The sequence below is a fragment of the Pseudomonas sp. genome (assembly GCF_046581935.1).
In the GTDB taxonomy this organism is placed as follows: domain Bacteria; phylum Pseudomonadota; class Gammaproteobacteria; order Pseudomonadales; family Pseudomonadaceae; genus Aquipseudomonas.
In genome coordinates, this window is record NZ_JAYGFK010000011.1 from 21,574 (window position 1) to 44,184 (window position 22,611).

General features: G+C 58.4%; 19 protein-coding genes. 2 read left to right on the forward strand and 17 right to left on the reverse strand.

What is annotated here, in order from left to right:
* Positions 1-106 precede the first annotated feature (106 nt).
* The 17 genes from VCA57_RS07485 to VCA57_RS07565 form a co-directional block, all read right to left on the reverse strand.
* Positions 107-724 (reverse strand): FKBP-type peptidyl-prolyl cis-trans isomerase, encoded by a 618-nt coding sequence (locus tag VCA57_RS07485; RefSeq protein WP_411184345.1) that lies wholly within the window; start codon positions 722-724, stop codon positions 107-109.
* 61 nt (positions 725-785) lie between these two features.
* Entirely contained in the window at positions 786-932 is a 147-nt protein-coding gene (locus tag VCA57_RS07490; protein ID WP_411184346.1) for a DUF2256 domain-containing protein, read from the reverse strand.
* On the reverse strand, positions 929-2,464 hold the full coding sequence (locus tag VCA57_RS07495; protein ID WP_411184347.1) for a cryptochrome/photolyase family protein: 1,536 nt from the start codon (positions 2,462-2,464) through the stop codon (positions 929-931). The genes VCA57_RS07490 and VCA57_RS07495 overlap by 4 nt, the downstream gene beginning before the upstream one ends.
* Positions 2,465-2,476: 12 nt before the next feature.
* Complete coding sequence (locus VCA57_RS07500; protein WP_411184348.1) at positions 2,477-2,782, reverse strand: DUF6482 family protein; 306 nt, start codon at positions 2,780-2,782, stop codon at positions 2,477-2,479.
* A 139-nt stretch (positions 2,783-2,921) separates the two neighbouring features.
* A complete protein-coding gene (locus tag VCA57_RS07505) occupies positions 2,922-3,410 on the reverse strand; it encodes a TIGR00645 family protein (protein WP_411184349.1) in 489 nt (162 codons plus the stop codon).
* Between the two features lie 202 nt (positions 3,411-3,612).
* Positions 3,613-3,954, reverse strand: a complete 342-nt coding sequence (locus VCA57_RS07510; RefSeq protein WP_411184350.1) for a hypothetical protein — start codon at positions 3,952-3,954, stop codon at positions 3,613-3,615.
* 197 nt (positions 3,955-4,151) lie between these two features.
* Positions 4,152-6,614, reverse strand: coding sequence for a Lon protease family protein (locus VCA57_RS07515; protein ID WP_411184351.1), 2,463 nt, complete (start codon positions 6,612-6,614; stop codon positions 4,152-4,154).
* Positions 6,615-6,888: 274 nt separating this feature from the next.
* On the reverse strand, positions 6,889-7,686 hold the full coding sequence (gene siaD / locus VCA57_RS07520; protein WP_411184352.1) for a biofilm regulation diguanylate cyclase SiaD: 798 nt from the start codon (positions 7,684-7,686) through the stop codon (positions 6,889-6,891).
* Between the two features lie 11 nt (positions 7,687-7,697).
* A complete protein-coding gene (siaC, locus tag VCA57_RS07525; RefSeq protein ID WP_411184353.1) occupies positions 7,698-8,075 on the reverse strand; it encodes a biofilm regulation phosphoprotein SiaC in 378 nt (125 codons plus the stop codon).
* 23 nt (positions 8,076-8,098) lie between these two features.
* A complete protein-coding gene (siaB, locus tag VCA57_RS07530) occupies positions 8,099-8,641 on the reverse strand; it encodes a biofilm regulation protein kinase SiaB (RefSeq protein WP_411184355.1) in 543 nt (180 codons plus the stop codon).
* A 28-nt stretch (positions 8,642-8,669) separates the two neighbouring features.
* Positions 8,670-10,661: a biofilm regulation protein phosphatase SiaA gene (gene siaA, locus VCA57_RS07535; RefSeq protein ID WP_411184357.1), complete on the reverse strand. Its 1,992-nt coding sequence runs from the start codon at positions 10,659-10,661 to the stop codon at positions 8,670-8,672.
* Between the two features lie 155 nt (positions 10,662-10,816).
* Positions 10,817-12,484, reverse strand: a complete 1,668-nt coding sequence (gene ettA / locus VCA57_RS07540; RefSeq protein WP_411184358.1) for an energy-dependent translational throttle protein EttA — start codon at positions 12,482-12,484, stop codon at positions 10,817-10,819.
* A gap of 210 nt (positions 12,485-12,694) precedes the next feature.
* Positions 12,695-13,489, reverse strand: a complete 795-nt coding sequence (locus VCA57_RS07545) for an amino acid ABC transporter ATP-binding protein (RefSeq protein ID WP_411184359.1) — start codon at positions 13,487-13,489, stop codon at positions 12,695-12,697.
* Between the two features lie 15 nt (positions 13,490-13,504).
* Entirely contained in the window at positions 13,505-14,164 is a 660-nt protein-coding gene (locus VCA57_RS07550; RefSeq protein ID WP_411184360.1) for an amino acid ABC transporter permease, read from the reverse strand.
* A gap of 9 nt (positions 14,165-14,173) precedes the next feature.
* On the reverse strand, positions 14,174-14,824 hold the full coding sequence (locus VCA57_RS07555; protein ID WP_411184361.1) for an amino acid ABC transporter permease: 651 nt from the start codon (positions 14,822-14,824) through the stop codon (positions 14,174-14,176).
* 2 nt (positions 14,825-14,826) lie between these two features.
* The gene (gene speB, locus VCA57_RS07560; protein WP_411184362.1) at positions 14,827-15,780 is read right to left on the reverse strand and encodes an agmatinase; all 954 of its coding nucleotides are present in this window, start codon (positions 15,778-15,780) and stop codon (positions 14,827-14,829) included.
* A gap of 72 nt (positions 15,781-15,852) precedes the next feature.
* A complete protein-coding gene (locus tag VCA57_RS07565; protein ID WP_411184363.1) occupies positions 15,853-16,707 on the reverse strand; it encodes a transporter substrate-binding domain-containing protein in 855 nt (284 codons plus the stop codon).
* A gap of 262 nt (positions 16,708-16,969) precedes the next feature.
* Here VCA57_RS07565 and VCA57_RS07570 point away from each other — a divergent pair, with 262 nt between their 5' ends.
* Entirely contained in the window at positions 16,970-17,926 is a 957-nt protein-coding gene (locus VCA57_RS07570) for a LysR substrate-binding domain-containing protein (protein ID WP_411184364.1), read from the forward strand.
* A 424-nt stretch (positions 17,927-18,350) separates the two neighbouring features.
* Positions 18,351-22,538, forward strand: a complete 4,188-nt coding sequence (locus VCA57_RS07575) for an EAL domain-containing protein (RefSeq protein WP_411184407.1) — start codon at positions 18,351-18,353, stop codon at positions 22,536-22,538.
* Positions 22,539-22,611 lie beyond the last annotated feature (73 nt).

The window sequence follows — 22,611 nt, forward strand, 5'->3', positions numbered from 1 at the left end:
TGAAAAGCATCGCGGGCATGGACTAGGCGTCCCCGCCGCTCCTACACCAGACTTGCTGGAACCTCGTGGGAGCGGGACATGCCCGCGAAGGAAAACCTATTGAACGTTACAGAACGTCCAGCAGTTCCACATCAAACACCAGCACGCTATGCGGCGGGATGCTGCCAACGCCTTGCTCGCCGTAAGCCAGCTCGCTCGGCACATACAAGCGCCACTTGCTGCCGGCATTCATCAGTTGCAGGGCTTCGGTCCAGCCAGCGATCACGCCACCAACGGGGAATTCGGCAGGCTGACCACGATCGTAAGAACTGTCGAACACAGTGCCGTCGATCAGGGTGCCGTGGTAATGAGCGCGAATGGTGTCTTCGCGGGTCGGCATCGCGCCAGCACCGCTATTCAGCACTTCGTACTGCAGGCCAGAAGCCAATACGGTAATGCCATCGCGCTTGGCGTTTTCCGCCAGGAATGCCAGGCCAGCACCAGCAGCGGCCTCAGCCTTGGCAGCTGCTTCAGCTTGCATGATCTCGCGGATCACCTTGAAGCTGGCAGTCATCTCGGCTTCGCTTACGCGGCTTGGCTGACCGTTAAATGCGTCGGTCAGACCAGCCAGAATGGCGTCCAGGCTCACACCCGGCGGCGGGTTGTCGCTCAATTGACCGCCCAGTTGACGGCCGATGCCGTAGCTGACGCGAGTTTCGTCAGTCGAGAGATTGATTTCGGACATAACACTGCTCCGCTAGGGGCTAAAAAAGGTCGGCCAGCCTAGCACAAACCACTTACCCGCCCTACCCGCCTGCCGCACCTTGGCGATTGCGCCGGCAGCGCTCGGAGCAGTACTTGACCTCATCCCAGCAGCGCGCCCATTTCTTGCGCCACGCGAAAGGCAAACCACACACCAGACAGGTCTTCACCGGCAGCTCAGCCTTTTTCACAGCGCCTCACCGGCATCCAGCTGCGCCAGTAACTGCTCGCCCCGCGCCCACAAGCCCTGCTGCTTGGCGTCACTCATCTTGTCCAAACCGCGATAGATCATGCCCAGCCGATGGTTGCCGGACAGCTGATCGCGATGGCGCATCAGAAAGTGCCAATACAACGCATTGAACGGGCATGCCCGCTCGCCGACGCTCTCACTCACCTTATAGGCGCAATCACCGCAGTAGTTGGACATCCGCTTGATGTACTGGCCACTGGCGCAATAGGGCTTGGAGCCCAGGTAGCCGCCATCGGCGTGCATAACCATACCGAGGGTGTTGGGCAACTCGACCCAGTCGAAGGCATCCATATACACCGCCAGATACCAGCCGCAGACCTGACTGGGCTGGATACCGGCCAGCAGGGCGAAGTTGCCGGTGACCATCAGTCGCTGGATATGGTGGGCATAGGCGTGCTCCAGAGTCTGACCGATGGCCTGGCTCATGCACTTCATTCGAGTTTTACCGGTCCAGTAGAACTCGGGCAGCGGCCGGGTATTGCCGAAACCATTGCGCTCGGCGTACTCGGGCATGTGCAGCCAATAGATGCCGCGCACATATTCACGCCAGCCGATCAACTGACGGATAAAGCCCTCGGCAGCGTTCAGCGGTACCTGGCCGCGCCAATAGGCGGCTTCGACATCCGCACACAGGCGGCGCACATCCAGCAGGCCGATGTTCAGCGCCACACTGATTCGCGCATGGAATAGAAAGGGTTCGCCGACTGCCATGGCGTCCTGATAGTCGCCAAAGGCCGGCAGAGCGAAATCGAGAAAATGCTGCCACAAAGCCTCGGCTTCAGCGTGTGTAACCGGGTAATCGAAGGACGCGAGGCTGCCATAGTGATGACTGAAGCGCTCGGCCACCAACGCAAGCACCTCCTGGGTAATTCCATCCGCCGGAAAGCGCGCCGTCATCGGTGCTTTGATCTGCTTGGGCAGCGCCTTGCGGTTTTCTGCATCGAAGTTCCAGGCGCCGCCCACCGGCGTGCCATCACCATTGATCAACAATCCGGTCTTACGGCGCATCTCGCGGTAGAAGAACTCCATGCGCAACTGCTTGCGCCCCTCGGCCCAACGCGCGAATTCGCCACGCCCGCAGATAAAGCGGCTATCGGCATGCCAGATGATCGGCAAGCCGCTTCGCTTCAGCTGATCTTCCAGGCGCCACTCACCGCACTCAGTCAGGTGCACCTCGGCTGCCTGCAGCTGCGTCGCCCAACGCTGCACCTCGCCAGACAACGAACCGCTGTTCTGAGCATCATCCAGCTTGACGTAATGCACGCGCCAGCCGCGCTCGCGCAGAGCCTCGGCGAAGTGGCGCATGGCACTGAATATAAGCGCGATCTTCTGCGGATGATGCGGTACGTAATCAGTTTCGGCTGCCACTTCGGCGAGCAACACGGCATCCTGCTGCGGGTCTAGCGCCTGCAGGCTGGGCAGATCAAAAGACAGCTGATCGCCCAGCACCAGGGCAAGCCGGCGAGTCGACATAGGCAGATATGGTTACCAGGAAGAATTTAGAGAAATGGGTACACGCAAGGTGTCTTGAGTACCGTCTTGCATACCGCACATCTCGTCATGCACCACGGCATGCACCAAGTGGAAGGGCATGCGTGGCAGGTCATGGAGCAAATCGCGGGCATGCTCGACCGAGCGCAGGTGCAAGGTTTTACCCTCACTGTCGCGGAGCGGATGAGGTCGACCATCCATATGGGCTTCCAACAGGTAAATACCACCCTCGATGGAAATCAGATTGAGCGCGTCGATATGCCCGGCATGGGCGTGCTGTGAAAGATCGTGCAGATTCATGGTGATTACCTCGGGCGGCTAAAGTTATACAAAAATCTATACAAATACAATTCTTGTACAACAACAGAAAAGCACAAGGCAGAAAGCAAACCGCCCGTCCGTTTTGCAACGGCCGGGCGGTGGGTAACAGCACAAAGGATCAGTGTTTAGTCAGCTTATCCAGATACCCCATGGCGAAAGCCGAAACCACAAAGGCCATATGGATGATCACGTACCACATCAGCTTGCTGTCATCGATGTTCTGCGCATTCATAAACACCTTGAGCAGGTGGATCGAGGAGATCGCCACGATAGACGCTGCTACTTTCATCTTCAGCGAACTGGAGTCCATCTTGCCCAGCCAGCTGAGCTTTTCGGTGCCCTCGGCAATATCCAGCTGAGAAACGAAGTTCTCGTAACCGGAAATCATCACCATCACCAGTAGGCCGCCAACTAGGGCCATGTCGATCAGCGACAGCAGTACCAGTATCAGATCCGCCTCGGCCAGGGAAAATACATTGGGCAGGATATGAAAGACTTCCTGGAAGAACTTCAGCGCCAATGCCAGCAACGCCAACGACAGGCCAAAGTAGATAGGTGCCAGCAGCCAACGCGAGGCGTACATAGCGTTTTCGATAAAGCGTTCCATTGGGGCTCACTCAGGGTTCAAAACTGCCGGCGAGTATACTCAGCAGCTCCGCTCAAACAACCCCGCCTGTAAGTCAATAAATGACAAGCCAAGCTATCCCCAGAAACTGTGGATAACCTTGTGTGCAGCTTTAGGATTAATCGCTAAGCGCTAGCTGGACTAAGACTTTCCGCAACTGATCAAAGATTGCCCATGTGCCGGCTTAGGTTTCCGGGCGGAACTCGCAACTGCTTAGTGGATGGCCACGCTCAGCATTCAAGCGGCGTAACTCGGCCTGGATATGCAGGCGCCAGATGGGCACGTCGGTACACGGCTCATAGCCCATGCCGTGCAGGCTCTCAGCAATATCAACAAGTATGCTTTCTGCGGCTAGAGCCCCGTGGAAAGGGCCTTGCGCCTTGATTGCAGAGGGATGAGCACCAGCCATGCCGGCGGCGCAGATCAGCGCCCAAAGGCCATTATTGCCAGCCAGAGGCAACACCGCGCATTCGATACGGGTGTCCAGACCCAAACAGTGACGAGTGAGATTAAGGTTGCGCGACATAGCGACGACCCTCTCGGAAGCGGTCTTCAGCCTACACCCGCGCAAGCGCCGGAGGGAAGCCAACAGCTACCCCCATATACTGTGGATAACTGTGTGGATGAATTGCGCAAAAGCCGGCCAGAGCCAGACGCACTGGCCGACGGGGCAATTCGCTCAATGACTGACCAACCACTGAACGAACTGCCGCAACCGAACGGTCACTCAGCCGCTGGCTTTTTCGCCCGAGGCTTCTTCTCTTTGACCGCCGCGACAGGCTCTTCCTTCTTCGGCTCATCCTTGTCGTCGTCTTCCATACCCATAGCAGCGATATCGCGCAGGCGCTCAACCACCCGCGCATTGACGCTGCCCGCCGGGAACTGCCCCTGCTCATTGGGCGTGCCGGCATCCGCGCCGACCAGCAGGCTCAAGGCCTCGTCAACCTGACGCACGGCGTAGATATGGAACTGCCCGGCACGCACGGCCTGCAGCACGCGCTCGTCAAGCATCAGGGTGGTGACATTGGAGTGCGGGATGATTGCGCCCTGCTCGCCAGTCAGGCCACGGGCCTCGCAGAGACGGAAGAAGCCTTCGATCTTCTCGTTGACTCCACCAACCGCCTGCACCTCACCGAACTGGTTGATCGAGCCAGTGATGGCGAAACATTGCTTGAGCGGCGTGCGCGACAGGGCCGAGATCAAGGTACACACCTCACCCAAAGACGCACTGTCACCATCGACGTAACCGTAAGACTGCTCCAGGGCGATACTCGCGGAGATTTCCAGAGGGAATTCCTGGGCATAACGACTGCCGAGATAACCAGTGAGGATCATCACCCCTTTGGAGTGGATCGGCTGGCCGAGATTGACTTCACGCTCGATGTCGACGATGCCGCTGCCACCGGGATAGACAGTGGCAGAAATCCGCGCGGGCACGCCGAAGGCTGAGTCACCGACTTCCAGCACGGTCAGGCCGTTGCACTTGCCTACGGCAGCACCGGCGGTGTCGATCAGGATAATCCCGGCCAGCATGTCGTCGATGATCCGCGCCGAGACGCGCCCAGTGCGGGTGGCCTTAGCCTTGAGTGCGCGCTCGATATGCCCGGCGTCAGTCACTTCATCACCGGCCAGGCTGCGGATAAAGTCGGCTTCGCTGACCAGCTGGAATAGATCGCCGATACGCGCCGATAAACGCCCCTGGTGTTCGGCCAGGCGCGCGCTGTAGGTGGCCACCCGTGCTACGGCAGCGGCAGTCAGCGGCGCCATGCCCTCTTCCGAGGTGCGGGTTTTCATCAGCTGGGCGAATTGCTCCAGGCTGTCATTGGCCAGCGGGATGTCTTCATCAAAGTCGACCAGAACGCGGAACATCTCCTGGAAGTCCGGATCGAGGTCCTGCAGCGTGTAATACAGCTGGCGCGAGCCGATGATCACCACCTTGAGGTGCAGCGGAATCATCTGCGGGGTCAGGGTCACGGTGGCGATACGGCCGAGATCACCGAGCGGCGACTCCATCTTCAGCTGACGTGATTGCAGGGCGCGTTTGAGCGCATCCCAGACAAACGGCTCGCCAAGCATTTTTTCTGCTTCGAGAATCAGGAAGCCGCCGTTGGCCCGGTGCAGTGCACCGGGGCGCAACTGGCGGTAGCTGGTGTAGAGCGCGCCCTGGTCGGTGTTGTACTCAATGCGGCCGAACAGGTTGTCGTAGGTCGGGTGCGGCTCAAACACAACCGGCGCACCGCCTTGGGCGTGATGGCCAACAACGAGGCTCGGGCAGTACTGCTCTTCAAGCAGCTTGCGCGTTTGCGCATCGATCTTGTCCACTTCGACCAACTGCTCAACCACGGTTTTCAGCAGGTTAACCTGCACCGCTTGCAGGTAGGCACAAACCCCGGCGTTTTCGGCGTACTTCTCCGAGAGCGGAGCCAGTAAAGGCTGCAACGCTACGGTAATGGTCTCTTCATTGAGCTGACGCAGCAGGTTGCTCGACTCACGTTTCCACTGCGGCAGGCTGGCCAGCTCCTCGTTGAGGCGCTCCTCCAGCGTGGCGATATCGGCATGGAAACGCTCGCGATCGGCTTCTGGCAATTGGGCAAACTCGGCCTCGTCCAACGCCTTGCCTTCCAGCATCGGGGTGAAGGCAATATTGCTGCTGTCGCGGTACAGGGCAATGCTCTTTTCCAGCGACAAGCGTTCGATCACGTCCAGCGCCTGGTCGTAGCGCTTGTTGAAGGCACGGTCGATGGCGTTCTTTTTTTGCTGGAACGAGGGGTGCTCAAACACCGCAGGGAAGGTCGCCAGCAGGTTGTCGATCAAACCATTAATGTCCGCAAGAAACTCCGCCGAGGTGCCTGATGGCAGCTCCAGCGAGCGGGGCTCACGGGGTTCATCGAAGTGGTTGATATAAAACCGGTCAGCCGGTGTTTCCAGGCGCTTGGCTTCGGCCTTCAGGTAGCGCTTAACAAAAGAGAAACGCCCGGTGCCTGGCTCGCCCATGACGAACACGTTGTACCCGGGGCGTGGCATCGCTACGCCAAATTGCAGCGCTTCAACGGCGCGCTCCTGGCCCAATACGCCACGAAATGGTTCCAGGTCTTCGGTACTGGTGAAATTGAACTGCTCAGGGGAGAAAGGACGGGTTAGGGCTTCGGGTTTCAACCGCAAATGGGCAGCAAGGGTATCGGGCATCGGAAATCCTTGGGACAGGGCAAAGGCCGAACATACATGGCCATAATCGAGAAGTGCGGCACGCAATACTGGGCGAGCGTTTCCTTGTGCCTAAAGTACAACGTGATTGCGCCCAAGCAAAACGCCGCACGCTGCAAACCATCGCAGATTCGTCAGCGCAGGCTGCTTCAGGCGGTTCAGGGCATGCATGGTGGTGACAAGAGCGGCACCAACTTAATTGGTGATGCGGCGGACACTAACGTTAGGGCCAACTTGTGAAACGACCTAGTTCTACTCAGAGCGTTTCACTGGCCAACTCACAACGGTCTCGCCCTTGGCGTTTGGCCTGCAGCAGAGCCAGGTCGGCACGGTTGATAGTGCGGGCGTAGGGCTCATCGGGTAGCTGCTGGGCAATACCGGCGCTGACAGTAACGGTCAGCAGATCAGTATCAACGCGCACGGCCAGTTCACGGATATGCAAGCGCACCCGCTCAATCACTTGCTGCGCCGCATCCAGTTCAGTTTCCGGCAGCAGGATAAGGAACTCCTCACCGCCCCAGCGCCCGCACAGGTCATGCTCGCGAACTTCAGCCTCCAGCGCAGCGGCCACTTCGACGAGCATGCGATCACCCACTTCATGGCCATATTGATCGTTGACCCGCTTGAAATAATCGACATCGAGCATGGCGATACTGAAGACCCGGCCATAGCGCTTATTGCGCTCAGCCTCTTCCTTGAGCCGCTCGCCCAACAGTCGACGATTGGCGATCCCCGTCAGGGCGTCGTAGGTTGAAGCCTGACGTAGCGCTTTATTGAGGTCGTGCATCATTTGCTGGTAGCGATCGGAAATCCGCGCCACTTTTTCCAATTGACGCAACTGCTTGTCCAGACGTTCGACCAAGCTCATCTCACGCTGTTTGGCGATGCTCTGGTAGGCGTCGGAAATCCGGCTGATCCGGTCAATGCGCCGCATCAGCTCGTGGTGCGCCTCCCATAGCTCACGCAAAGGCGCATGCAAGGGGTTGCCGGCCTGCTCAGGCTCAGCCAGCAATTTAGCGATGCGCTCCTCAAGAGCAATGCGATCGAGGATCATGGCAGGCTCACTCAGTCTTGGCTGACAACATCAAAGGGGAAGGTGCAGTCTTCCTTGAATTCCTCGGCCAACTCAACCACCCGCTCGTTGCGCTGATCGTAGATCCAGCTCACCGAGACGGCTTGGCCAGCTTGGTGTGCAGCCTCAAGCAGGTCGAAGATATCCATCATCGCCTTGATGCTGCTGGTGTTGAGATACAGCAGGCGCAATTCGAGGTGCAGCGGCCGCTGAGCATCAGCCAGGTAGGTTTCGATCCAGGTGAAAACCTGGTGAAAGAGTTCGTAGGAGTTTTCCGGGTAGGAATCACCCTGCATGGCGAGAACGCCTTGCGCCCAATCGCCACGGATGGTGGGAGAAGACTGGGTACCGGTAATGGAGAAATCATTCATGGTGTAGTGGCTCGTGAAGTTATTCAGATAACGGCGCGCAGGCTGATGAACGAGCGTGAGCTGTCAACCTGGCGCAAGGTGGCTTCAAGCGGCTCGCTAGCCTTACGGGCGATGTCAATTAAACCCAAGCCGGCACCGCTGGCGGCCTGCTCATCGCGAGGCTTACGCAGCTGCTCTTTATAGCGTGCCTTAAGCTCGGCTTTATCCAGCCCGGCGAGCGCCAGCACACTGGCTTGCAACTTCTCGCCATCGGCCGTCTCAATCAGATTGCCAGCCGAAACCACATAACGGCCCTGCTCATCACGGGCAACCACTACGGTGGCGCCCGCTTCCTGATCGCTCCAATCCTTCTGCCGCGTGTAGTGCCGAATGTTCTGAGTCATCTCGATATAGACGGCAAAAACATCCATGGCCGCAGTGGCCGGCGCATTCTCGGAGGTCAGATAATTGCGCAGGGCATTGCCGATCTCTTCGATCAGGCTGCGAGAAATCGGACCATTGAAGCACAGCATGATCTGCTGTCGGTTGTAGCTCTCGCGCATGCCGAACAGGTCAAGGGGTTCCATCGCAGCTCCCAGGTAGGTGAAGTCGGTATTAGTCAAAACGGAAACACAGCATCGTAATGTCATCTCGCTGGGCGTAGTCACCCTGGTAGTCCGCCAAGACCTTGCTGAACGCCTCGCCCTGCTCGGCAAGTGGTCGCCGAGCATGCTGACGGATCATCTCGGCAAAGCGGCTATTGCCAAAACCATAACCCAATTCGCCACCCGCCTGGTCAAGGAATCCGTCGGTGGTGAGATAGAAGGTACGTCCAGCCTGCAGCGCAACCTGGGCATTGGCGTACTCACCAACGCGCTTATCGCCAATCGCACGGCGCCCGCCCGGCAACTCCTCAACGCGCTCGCCATCGCTGTAATAGAGCGCAATCTTGGCCCCGGAAAAGGTGACATCACGGCGCGCAAAATCGACGTAGGCCAGGCCAATATCCATATTAGTGGCCAGTACTTGGCGGTTGCTGTCATCGCGCAGCATAGTGCGGACGATGCGATCGGTGCGACTGAGCACACTGGCAGGGTCGGCCAGGCCAGTTTCGCTGATCGCCTGATCAATAGCGGCATGGGCAAGCATGGTCATCAACGCACCCGGCACACCGTGCCCAGCGCAGTCGACCACCCCCAGCAGGCAACCGCCCTCACCTGCCCGGTACACATAGAAGTCGCCACCGACCACATCACGCGGACGCCAGAGCACGGCATGGCGCTCGCTTAACGCACTGACCAACTGCCGCTGCGGCAAAATGGCATGCTGAATCAAGCTCGCGTAATCGATTGAGTCATCAATTTTCTTGTGCGCGGCCGCCATTTCGCTATTGGCTTGCTCCAGCGCCTGAGTTCGCTCGCGAACCCGGTCTTCCAGCTCGCTCGTATGGTTGTGCACCTTCTGCGCCATAACGCCAAAAGCGGCACTCAACTCACCAATTTCATCATCGCGCTCGACAGGCAACTGCACACCATACTGGCCTGCAGCGATGGCTTGGGCGCTCTTGCGCAGTTGACGCAGCGGCTTGAGCACGCGCAGGTCGACCATCCAGGCGCCCGCGAGAATCAGCAGCACGAACAACACCACCACAGACACGATGACCGGTAACAGTGATGTGAAATCAACCACCTGAGCCGTGCGCAGATCCACCGAGCTGACCACAAACCATTTCAACTCATCGATCCAGGTCAATGCCAGCAGGCGCGGCTCGCCGTCCAACATGACCGACATGGTGGCCACACTGCCCGGTTGCTCACGACTCTGCGCCATCAACTGGCGCAAGGCCGTTGAATCATTAACATTGCCCAGCAGACCAAAAATATTGGTCCCCAGCGAGCGACCTTGCTGGGTCTCCGCGTTCAGGGTTACCAGATTGGGATCGGGGTGAACCAGAATGGCGCCCGCGCTATCCAGCACCATTGATTCAACGCCTGCTTTATCAACCTTGATGAAGTCATTAATAAACGCATTCAGGCTGATGCCAGAGCCCACAACGCCCAGCACCTGCGCGCCATCGCGAACGGCGATGTTGAACCAGACCTTGATGTCCTGGGTCACCTCCGAACGGTCAACGTTCAAGTGGTAAGGCACATCCGAGTTCAAGATGGCGTAGAACCACTCATCCCGCTCGCCGTCCGGGCTTAACCGGTAGCGTGGCGCTTCGCTGGGATCCTGGAGCGGGCTGTTGGAGTAGTAAGCATTGCTAAGCGCCGACACGGCAAAATAAGCATGATCAATAAAGGCGCGCTGGTAGCCAGCCGCCTCACGAAAGAACAGATCATGTTTACTTGGGTTTTCTTCGTCGCTCAGCCACGCACGGGTGATTTGTGATTCGGCCAAGCGCTGCGCCAACGCCAGCTCACGCATGACCGGAGCAAACAGATGCTCGCGATTAAGCTGGACCACATTACGTGCATAAGCATCAGCAAAACGGTTCTGCACGCCTTGTAAAGCCTGATACCCCACTAGCGCTGCGAGCAGGATTGCCAAACCAAAGGTAAACAGCAGCGCAAGCAGCGATTTGCCGCGCAGTCCTAGTGCCGCCATGCCATTCCCCAAATAAACAAAGTCTCGTGCCTGCCTACAAGAGCACACGGCAGATCTAATCGATAAGAGTTATCAAGACTACCTAGCTTGCATGAGCACGACCAGCCCCATAGCAAAACGGAGCCTTGCGGCTCCGTTTTGTTGTACGGCGTGGCTTACTGCGCCAGCTTCTTGTAACGCACGCGGTGCGGCTGTGCAGCAGCCTCGCCCAGGCGTTTCTTACGGTCTGCTTCGTATTCGGTGTAGTTGCCTTCGAAGAACTCGATATGCGAGTCATCTTCGTACGCCAGGATGTGGGTCGCCACGCGATCCAGGAACCAGCGATCGTGAGAGATCACAATGGCTGCGCCTGGGAAGTCGAGCAGCGCCTCTTCCAGCGAACGCAAGGTTTCCACGTCGAGGTCGTTGGACGGTTCGTCGAGCAGCAGCACGTTGGCGCCCTCTTTCAGGGTCAACGCCAGGTGCAAGCGGCCACGCTCACCACCGGAGAGGTCCTTGACGAACTTCTGCTGGTCGCCGCCCTTAAAGTTGAAGCGACCTACATAGGTGCGCGACGGCACTTCATAGTTGCCGATCTTGATCATGTCGGAGCCATCGGAAACGGCCTCCCACACAGTTTTGCTGCCGTCGAGGTCGTCGCGGCTCTGATCAACGCAGGCCATTTGCACGGTGTCACCGATCTCGATGCTGCCCGAATCCGGCTGTTCCTTGCCCATCAGCATGCGGAACAGGGTCGATTTACCCGCACCGTTACCGCCGATCACGCCGACGATGGCACCTTTAGGCATGCTGAATGACAGGTTGTCGATCAGCGCGCGGTCGCCGTAGCCCTTGCTGACACCTACAAAGTCGATGACCTTGTCGCCCAAGCGCGGGCCAACCGGGATATAGATCTCGTTGGTTTCGCTGCGTTTCTGGAATTCCTGCGACTGCATTTCCTCGAAGCGCTGCAAACGGGCCTTGGATTTCGACTGGCGGGCTTTAGCGCCTTTGCGCACCCACTCCAGCTCTTCCTTCATGGCTTTTTCGTGAGCCGACTGCTGCTTGGATTCGGCAGCCAGACGATCGGACTTGGCTTCCAGCCAACCCGAGTAGTTGCCCTCGTACGGAATACCAGCGCCGCGGTCGAGTTCGAGAATCCAGCCGGCGACGTTATCCAGGAAGTAACGGTCGTGGGTAATTGCCACCACGGTGCCCGGGAAATCGTGCAGGAAGTGCTCCAGCCAGGCCACCGAATCGGCATCCAAGTGGTTGGTTGGTTCGTCGAGCAACAGCATATCCGGGGCCGACAGCAGCAGGCGGCACAGGGCCACGCGGCGCTTCTCACCACCAGATAGCACGGCAACTTTGGCATCCCAAGCCGGCAGACGCAGGGCATCGGCGGCAACTTCCAGCTGACGCTCCAGGTTGTGGCCGTCGCTGGTCTGCAGAATGGCTTCCAACTTGGCCTGTTCGGCGGCCAGCTTGTCGAAATCGGCATCCGGCTCGGCGTAAGCGGCGTAGACCTGATCCAGACGCGCTTGGGCGTCCTTGATCTGGCTCACGGCCTCTTCGACCACTTCACGCACGGTCTTGCTCGGGTCGAGCTGCGGCTCCTGCGGCAGGTAGCCGATATTCAGCTCCGGCATCGGACGGGCTTCGCCGTCGAACTCGGTGTCGACGCCGGCCATGATCTTCAGCAGGGTGGATTTACCCGAGCCGTTAAGGCCGAGTACGCCGATCTTCGCGCCTGGGAAGAACGACAGGGAGATGTTCTTGAGAATTTCCCGCTTCGGCGGCACTACTTTGCCGAGCCGATGCATGGTGTAGACGTATTGAGCCATGGATAACCTTGGTTCTAGACAAGAGACGATAGTCACCGCGGGCAGTCGCGCATGAAGCGCGAGGGGCGGTCGAAGGCGCAGGGCGGACGGTTGAAATAGTCCGCCACCGCAAGGTACGCAAACCCTAGCGTACATCCCGGCAAAGCTACCGGATTCGCCTTCACAGGGCAAACAGCACTTAACCACGACTATCCAACACTCGCGGCAGAGCTAGACGCCAACGAACCCAGCGTTACGCTCTGACCAGGTGGCGAGAAAACTCTTTAGCAGTGGCGACTGCGGCGCACCAAACAAGGCCGCTGGCGGCCCTTGCTCTTCAATCTGTCCGTTGGCAAGGAAGATGACCTTGTCGGCAACCTGCGCCGCAAAGCCCATTTCATGGGTGACCACCACCATGGTCATGCCCTCGTCAGCCAGCGCGCGCATGACTTTTAGCACCTCGCCCACCAGCTCCGGGTCAAGGGCTGAGGTAGGTTCATCAAATAGCATGATCTTCGGCTCGCGCCCCAACGCCCGGGCAATCGCCACTCGTTGCTGCTGCCCACCGGACAAGGTATTGGGGTACGCATCGGCCTTATGCGCCATCCCCACCTTGCCGAGCACAGCCAATGCGCGTTCCTTGGCCGCGCCCTTATCCATATGGGAAACCAGGCACAGTGGTGCCATGACATTTTCCAGCACAGTTTTGTGCGGCCACAGGTTGAACTGTTGAAACACCATAACCACGTTGGCCAGGTCCTGCTGCACCACGCGCTCGGGCAGCCGGGTAAAGTTACCGCTCGGGTCTGAGCCGTAACCGATCATGCGGCCCTGCACCAGCACCTCGCCACTGTCATAGTGTTCAAGAAAGTCGATACAGCGCAGCAGCGTGCTCTTGCCAGAGCCCGAGCCGCCGATGATGCAGACCACCTCACCGGCATTCACTTCCAGGCTGATGCCTTTGAGCACCGCGTTATCGCCAAAGCGCTTTTTGACGTCAATCAGCTTAATTATCGGGTTCGCCATCTCGCGAATGCCTCCTCAGGTTCGAGCGATGTAGCGGCGTGTGCGCCGCTCCAGCAGTCGCGCGGCACGGGCCAACGCAAAGGTGATAAGCCAGTAGCTCAGGCCCAGAAACAGATAAGGCTCAATAAAGGTAAACGTCTCGGTGGACATCCGACTAGCCGCGCTCATCATCTCCGGAACAGTAATCACCGACAGGATCGCCGATTCCTTCACCAGCAAGATGGTCTGGTTGACCGAGGCGGGCAAAATCAGCCCTAACATTTGCGGCAACTTCACCTGAGTCAGTACCTGCCAGTTGGAGAAGCCCAGATCACGGGCCGCCTCGATCTGCCCACGGGGAATGCTGAGAAAGCCACTGCGGAAAATCTCCGCAAAATAGGCCGCGCAATACAGCCCCAGACCACCAATACCCACCTGCAATGCACTGAGCTCGATGCCGACAAAAGGCCCGCCATAAAACACCAGGTAGATCTGCACCAGCAGCGGCGTACCGCGAAACAACGTGACATAGAGCTGGTAGAACAGTCGAGGCAAGGGATTGCTCATCTGGCCCAGCAAGCAAAGAAGCAGCCCCGCGAGCACGCCAATCAACAACGCCCCAAGGCTGACATAAACAGTGAAGAGCACGCCCCGTAGCAACAGAGGCGCATAGTCCACATACAGATGTAGGTTCATGAGCGCCCCTTAGCCATTGCTCAACCGCCGCTCAAGGTACTTGCCCACATAGCTAACAACCGACGTCAGCAAGAGATACAGCAACCCGGCAGCCAGAAAGAACTCGATCGGTCGGTATGTGGTGGAGGAATAGGTATGCGCCACACGCATCAGCTCAGTCACGGCGATGGTGGAAACCAGCGAGGAGTTTTTGATGATGTCGATGGTCTCGTTGACCAGCGCCGGAATGGTCGCGCGAATCACCTGCGGCAGCTGCACATAACGCAGCACCTGCCAGCGGGTGTAACCGATATCCCAGGCGGCCTCAGTCTGCCCGGGCGGCAGGGTGTCAAAGCCACCGCGCAATATCTCCGCCTGCGAAGCACCACTGTTGAGCGCCAGCGCGATGATGGCTGCCAGCAACGCGGGCAGCTGCAGGCCAATCATCGGCAACATGAAAAAGATCACCGCCAGCTGCACCAGCAGCGGCGTGCCGCGCAGCGCGCTTATATAGAAAGCAGCCAGGCTGCGGCAAAACGCATGCGATGACACCCGTGCGATACCTGCCAGTACGCCGATAACAAAACCAAGGGCGATTGCCAGCGCAGAAATCCAGGCCGTCATCCACAGGCCGTTGAGCAACGCACCACGGTAATCAAGCACCACCATCATATCGAGCATCGTTACGCCTCTTGATGCACCTGCCGGCGCTGCCAAGCCAGAGCGCTGACGCAGAGCAACTCGAACAGTAGTGTGGCGCCGACCAAAGCCGTGTTGCCGCTAGGGTCGAACGGCGGGGATACCTCCACGACATCAGCGCCGATAATGTCCAGGTCGGCCAACGCGCGAATCATTTGTTGCGCTTCAAAGGGGGTAAACCCGCCAATTTCCGGCGTCCCCGTGCCGGGTGCATAGGCCGGATCAAGCCCGTCGACATCGAACGTGACATACACCGGGCTGTCGCCAACCACCCGATGAATCTCCTCGATCACCGCGCTCAAGCCCATCTGGTAGAACTCTTCGATGCTAATCACGCGCATACCGCTGTCATAACTGAACTTCCAGATATCGCGGTCGGTGACGCTGCCACGGATACCAATCTGGATGGTTTTCATCGGATCGATAAGCCCCTCCTCGGCCGCAACCTTGAAGGGCGAGCCGTGATGGAAGCGCGAGCCCAGGTAGAAATCACCGGTATCGCAGTGGGCATCGAAATGCACCAACGCCACTGGGCCATCCTTGGCCAGAGCGCGCAGCACCGGCAGGGTTACCGAATGATCACCGCCCACCGACAAGGGCACGATGCCAGCGGCGCATAGCGGTTCGTAAAACGCCTGAATGGCGGCATGGGCGGCAGTCAGTTCAAACGGGCTTTCCGGCGTCGCATCACCAACGTCAGCCACACGACACAGATCGAACGGGGCAACACCGCTGGCCTGATTGATAATCCGCATAAGGCTCGATTGATTGCGCACCTCACGCGGGCCATGGCGGGCACCCGGACGGTTGGTCACGCCACCGTCGTAGGGAATACCGACCAGGGCGATGTCCACATCCGCCAATGTCGGGCTGAAAGGGGTTCGCATAAACGTGGCAATCCCGGTGTAACGCGGCTGGGTTTTGGGGTCGTGAGGCATGGTGTCTCCAGCGGCGCAGCCGCATAGCAGTCGAGAGCGTGCCTGCGCCGCAAGGCGCAGGCGAATCCGGGCTTAGTTCGCAGGTTCAGGCAGAACGCCTTCTGGCACATCCATGGTGAAACCGAACCACTTCATCTGCAGCTCCGCGAGCTTGCCGCTCTTCTGCAGCTTGAGGATGCCGGCGTTGAAGAAGGCCACCAGGGAAGCCGACTCCGCATCTTTGCGCGCAGCCCAGGCGTAATAACTCTTGTCACCGAAAGGTGGCTGCACAATGGCGAACATATCCGGCCGCGACTTCACCACCGAAGACAGGTTGGGCAATGCCTGCGGCACAATGTCGACGCGACGCGAGGCCAGTGCGGCGTATGCCTCGTTGTAGTCAGTGAACTCTTTGATCTCCTTGACCTTCAGACCCTTGCCGGCAAGCACCTCACTCTCGAACTTGCGCACTGCTGTGTATTGCGCCGAACCGGCCTGAACACCAATGACCTTGCCGGCCATGTCTTCAGGGCTGTTGATGCTGTCATCCGCCTTACGTTTGAGTATGGCTACCGAGGCATCGGAAATCGGGTTGGTGAAGGCATAAGCGGCCAGGCGCTGACGCGTGATCATCAGAGAGGTAACGACGATGTCGTAACGCTTGGCTGACAGGCCAGCCAGGATGCTCTGGAACGGCAAGTCCAGCTGCTTAAGCTGAACCCCAGGCAGATCCTTGAGAATCTCATCGAGCATATCCTTGCCATAGCCAACGATCTTGCCGTCCTCAAGCATCTCGAACGGCGCGTAGCGCGCTTCCGTGGCCACCACGATCTCACCGCGCGCTTTGATTTCATCAAGCAAATCGGCCTGGGCCTGGGCCTGCGTAACCAGCAATACGCCAGCAACACAGAGTAGTTTTCTCAGATATAGCACGGGTGCGATTGTCATCTTCAGGCTCTCCAGCGACGCGCTTGATGGCTAAGGGTTGCAGCCATTGTGTGAACCGGCGAAGCGCTCAACAAACGCTATTTGCTAATCCGCACACATAAGCAGCGCTAATGCACCATTTCAGATCAAAGAGCAGCGCCAGCAGCACCTGAGCCCGCACAACAGTGGGCTATGGCTGATTGGCACGTTGCGTGCCTTGGCTGTTGGGTCGCCTCGTTTAACGCTTACCGATAACGGACTGACCGGTGTCCCAGGAGCTTGTGTGTCCCTTCGCCTTCCACCACTCGAATCATTGCGCTACTTTGAAGCCGCTGCGCGCCACCTGAGCTTTACTCTGGCCGCTGACGAACTGTGCATATCGCAAAGTGCGGTGAGTCAGAAGGTCATCCAGCTTGAGCAGCGCCTGGGCTACAAACTGTTCGAGCGCCGCACGCGCCACCTGCTGCTGACCGCCCCTGGCACGCGGCTCTACCCGGCAGTGCACTCGGCCCTGGGGCTGCTCAGTGAAACGCTGGGTAATATCGGCGCGCTAACCCAGCGCAACAAACTGACTGTTTATTGCATGCCGTCGTTTGCCAACCGCTGGCTAATGCCACGGTTGCAGGACTTTCACAGCAAGCACCCGCATATTGATCTGCACCTGATTGCCGAATTCAACGAGCCTAACTTCCATAACGAAACCGTCGATATCGGCATCTGTCATGGCTTTGCCGATCAACATGGCACGGAACAGCGCTTACTGTTTCGCGATTATGTCTACCCAGTCATCAGCCCCTCACTGCAACAAACACTGGAACTGCGCGAGCCGGCAGACCTCAGCCGGGCAATACTTCTGCACGACTCACTGCCACAAGCCAAGCTCGCCACGTCTTGGCAAAAATGGCTGGCTGAACGCGGCATTCACCACATTGATTGCAGCGGCGGTTACCGTTTCAACCAGGCGGACTTGATCGTCGGTGCCGCTTTAAACGACCGAGGCGTAGCTCTGGGACGGCACGTTCTGGTCGCCGATGAGGTTGCCAACGGACACTTGATCCCACTATTCAAAGATGTCGTTGAAGACGACGGCGTCTATGCCGTTTTTCTGAAGAAGCTCGCAAACAACCCGTCTATCCAAACGTTCTGCGCGTGGCTGGAAGAGCAAGCCAAAACCTTTGAGCGCGAAGATTGCATCGAGAAAATATGCCACTCGTCGCCCTCACTAGCGACTCCTGCCTGAACTCTCCCCCACACTATTAGTCTGCTGCCGAGCTGCTGCCTGGAGTAGTCGACGAGCGCCACCACGCATCAGCAGGCGCCCAACAAATTAGCGCGCAGAATGTGCTGGCTAGGCATTGTCGTCAGGGGCAAAAACCTTCGCTGAACAAAACACATCGAAAGAAATGCTCTCGAATAAAAAAGACCCACCGCAACTGAGATAACCTTCGAGAAACTGTCGACATAGCTGACACAGGACAAACAACGCTCGTCGGCGGCGCTGGCACTTTGCCACGGTTATGGCATGCTAGCGGCCCCTGGTGGCCGCCCCTAACGCGCCCTATCCGGGGACCAGCCCATAGCCGCCCAGCTCAGGATGCAAGTCGTTGTCTACTGTCACGCCCCCAACCACACCGCGCACACCCGGCACTGCGCCGGCTGAAGCGATGCGTGGGCCGACACGTATGGCACTAGTGGTTCTGGTGCTAAGCATGCTGGTATTGCTGCTCTGGCAACTGCGCCAGGAGTCTCAGCAACTGCTAGAGAACCAGCGCCAACTAGGCCAAGCCTACAGTTCGCAGCTGGCTAACCATCTCAGTCTGAACATGGAACTCAAGGCCAGCGCCGGCCTGGCCCTTCTGCAAAATCATCGCCAGCCGCCAACCAGCGCCGACAAGCAGGAAAAACTCCTGCAGACCCTGCGCGGAGTTTTCCCGACACTGCGCAGCCTGGCCTGGCTAAATGCTCGCGGCGAGGTAACCGCCGACAGCCACACGTCCACAGAGGACGCGCTGTACCTGCACGAGCTGGTGCAACGCGGGCGCGGGGAAGGTTTTTTCTACGCATTCAGCGCTAACGAAAAGGGCCGCATCTACCTACTTTTGCGCCAAGACGCCGAGAGCCCAGACAGTAACTTCTGGGTACTACGCCTGAGCAATCAAGCCTTGCGTAGTTGGTTGCACGAGAACCATCAAAGCTCATACCAATGGTTGCTGGAAGACCTCAATGTGCAGCGGGTAATTGCCAGCAATATAACCGGCACCGAAAGCAGCACCTCCATTGCGCTGCCCGTAACAGCCGAGAACCTCGATCAAAGCATGCAGGAGATCGCCCTCAAGGGTAGCGATTGGCAACTGCGCGCATTGTTCAACGAGCGCAAGGTGCGCGCCGAACAATTGCCACAACAGGCCAGCAAACTGCTGCTCTTTATCCTCTGTGCCACCCTGACGCTGCTGGCGCTGTATCGCTTATTACATGAACAACGCACCCTGCACGCCCTCAACACAGCCTCACGGCGTTCCCTGCAACAAGCCGCCAGCGTGCTGGGGGCTATCGAGGAGCGAGTACTGGTCACCGATAGCAGCGGCCAATTGCAGTACCTCAACCCACAGGCTGAGGCCATGTTCGGTCTGCGTAGCGATGACGCACGCGACTGGCACCTGCTCAAGCTGCTACCTCGCCTCGACCCCCTGCTGCTGCACGATACCGCGCTGCACAATGACCTCGGCCCCGACCTGGTAGAAATCCAACAGAACGGCCGCCCTCATCTGTATGACATCAGCCGCAGCGACCTCAGTGAAGACAACAAGCGCGCTGGCTTTGTCTGGGTGCTACGTGATGTCACCGAAGAACAGCATGCCTCGCACGTGCTGCAGGAAACTCGCCGGCGCTATCAGGACATCTTCGACGGTACAGGTACAGCCTTGTGCGTACTTGACCTTGCTGAACTGCATCATTATTTACAGCAACAGCAGCTGCATAACCCAGCCGAGTTGCAGCACTGGCTGGACCAAGAGCCACAGCGGCACGCCGAGCTCTGCAAGCGTATGCGCCTGACCGAAACTAATCAGGTAGCCCTGCAGTTGCTCGGTGTGGAGTCCAACCAACAGGCTTGGCAACACCTGTTCAACAGCGGCCCGCTAAGTCCTGGCGGCTTCCGCATGCAATTGCTCCACACCCTGATCAATGGCAGCGGCCTGCTGGAAATGGAGCGCCAAATCAGCACACCTCAGGACGACGAGCGCCACCTGTGGCTGCTGTTGCGTCTGCCGGAAAATGTCGACGACCTACAAGCTGTAACCCTGAGCATCAGCGACATCACCAATCGTAAACGCACCGAGACCTCGCTGATTGAGCGCGAGCGCTTCTGGTCAGATGTGGTCAGCGCCGTGCCAGACACCATTTATGTGCACGACATTGCCAGTAAGCGGGTGATGTTCAGCAACAACCACCTTGGCCCGCAACTGGGCTACAGCAAAGCCGAAATGCATCAGTTCGGTGAGCGCTTATGGGAAAAGCTCCTGCATCCTGATGATGTCGAGCTGTATCAGCGCATGCGCAATATTCAACAGGTGGTCGGCAACGGTCTACTGATGCAGTTCGAATTGCGCTGGCGGCACCGTGACGGCAGCTGGCACTGGTTCGACATTCGCGAACAGGCCTTGGCGCGCGATGACAAAGGCCGCGTCAGCAGACTGATTGGCGTAGCCAAAGACATCACCGAACAGATCACCCATAGCGAATCGCTGCGCACCAGCGAACAGCGCTATCGCCTGCTGGCTGAAAGTATCAGCGACGTAATTTTCTCCACTAACAACCACCTGCAGCCCAACTACGTCAGTCCCTCGGTAATGCCGGTACTGGGTTATGACAGCGAATGGGCCTTGGCCAATGGCTTCCACAGCCTAGCCACTAACCCACGTCAACTGTCAGGTTTCTACGCGCTACTGGAGCGTGTACGCAACGCCCTGGGTGACCCGCAGCGAATGGCTGAGTTGCGCGAGCAGTTCTTGCCGCAACTGTTCGTCTTTGACGCGCTACGTGCCGACGGCAAGAAGATTCCCGTGGAACTGCGCCTGGTGCCGATGTGGGACGACAGCGGACGCTTCGAGGGCCTACTCGGAGTCGGCCGCGACATCAGCCTGCAACGCCGCGCAGAAAAAGAGCTGCGCATGGCCGCCACAGTATTTGAACACTCCACGGCGGCGATTCTGGTTACCGACCCTGCGGGCTATATCGTTCAAGTCAACAATGCCTTCAGCCGAGTCAGTGGCTACTCCTCAGAGCAGATCCTTGATCAGTTGCCGAACACCCTCACCGCCGACACGCAACAGGCCAGCCACCTGTCCTATGTCATCAAGCAACTCAACCAGCAAGGTAGCTGGGAAGGCGAGGTGTGGCTCAAGCGCAGAAGCGGCGAGAAATTCCCGGCCTGGGTCGGCATCACCGCGATCAAAGACGATGAAGGTGACCTGGTCAGCTACGTGTGCTTCTTTAGCGACATCAGCGAGCGCAAAGCCAGCGAACAGCGCATTCATCGGCTGGCCTACTACGACGCCCTGACCCAACTGCCTAACCGCACCCTGTTTCAGGACCGCCTACACAGCGCACTGTTACACGGTGAACGGCATCAGGAGTGGGTGGTGTTGATGTTCCTCGACCTTGACCGCTTCAAGCCGATCAACGACTCCCTCGGCCATGCTGCTGGTGATCGCATGCTCAAGGAAGTGGCCTTGCGCCTGAGCGCCTGCGTCAACAGCGACGACACGGTGGCGCGTATGGGCGGCGATGAGTTCACCCTCCTGCTGAATTCTCAGCCGCAACGCAGTGGTGCGATGACCCGTGCTATTCATGTCGGCGAACAGATTCTCGCCAGCATGGCGCAGCCGTTTATTCTTGAAGGCCGCGAGTTTTTCGTCACAGCCAGTATCGGTATCGCCCTCAGCCCACAGGACGGTAACGAGCTCAGTCAACTGATGAAGAATGCTGACACGGCGATGTACCACGCCAAAGAACGCGGCAAGAACAACTTCCAGTTCTACCAAGCCGACATGAACGCCAGCGCCCTGCAACGCCTGGAACTGGAAAGCGACCTGCGCCACGCCCTAGAGCAGGGTGAATTCAAACTGTATTACCAGCCGCAGTTTTCCAGCGATGGCAAACGCCTAACGGGCGCCGAGGCGCTGCTACGCTGGCAGCATCCGCAACGCGGGCTCGTGCCACCAACCGACTTTATCCCGGTGCTGGAAGAGCTCGGCCTGATTGTTCAGGTAGGCGATTGGGCTCTGCGTGAGTCCTGCCGGCAGATGGTGGAATGGCGCCAGGCGAAAATTCGCGTACCGAAGATCTCCGTCAACCTTTCCGCTCGCCAGTTCGCTGAAGGTGATTTAGATCAGCGTGTGGCCCAGATTCTCCAACAAAGCACGCTTGCTGCCAGTTGCCTGGAGCTGGAACTGACCGAAAGCATCCTCATGGAGGATGTATCCAACGCGATGCAAACGCTTACCCGCCTGAAAAAACTTGGGGTATTTATCGCCATTGACGACTTTGGCACCGGCTACTCGTCGCTGAACTACCTCAAGCAATTCCCCATTGACGTGCTGAAGATTGATCGCAGCTTTGTCGACGGCCTGCCGCATGGCGAACAAGACGGGCAAATCGCCCGGGCCATCATCGCCATGGCGCACAGCCTGAACCTTACGGTTATCGCTGAAGGCGTAGAAACCCTGGCACAACTAGACTTCCTGCGCGGCCATGACTGCGATGAAGTACAGGGCTTCCTACTCGGCCGGCCGATGCCCGCGCAGCAATTCACCGCCCTGTTCACCGGTAGCGCGCTATTTATGCTCGGCTAAACGCCCTGAGCATGAGCCGCGTTTGTCCGACAGATGATCAAGCTTCATATGCCAGGTCATAGCGTATGGGGTA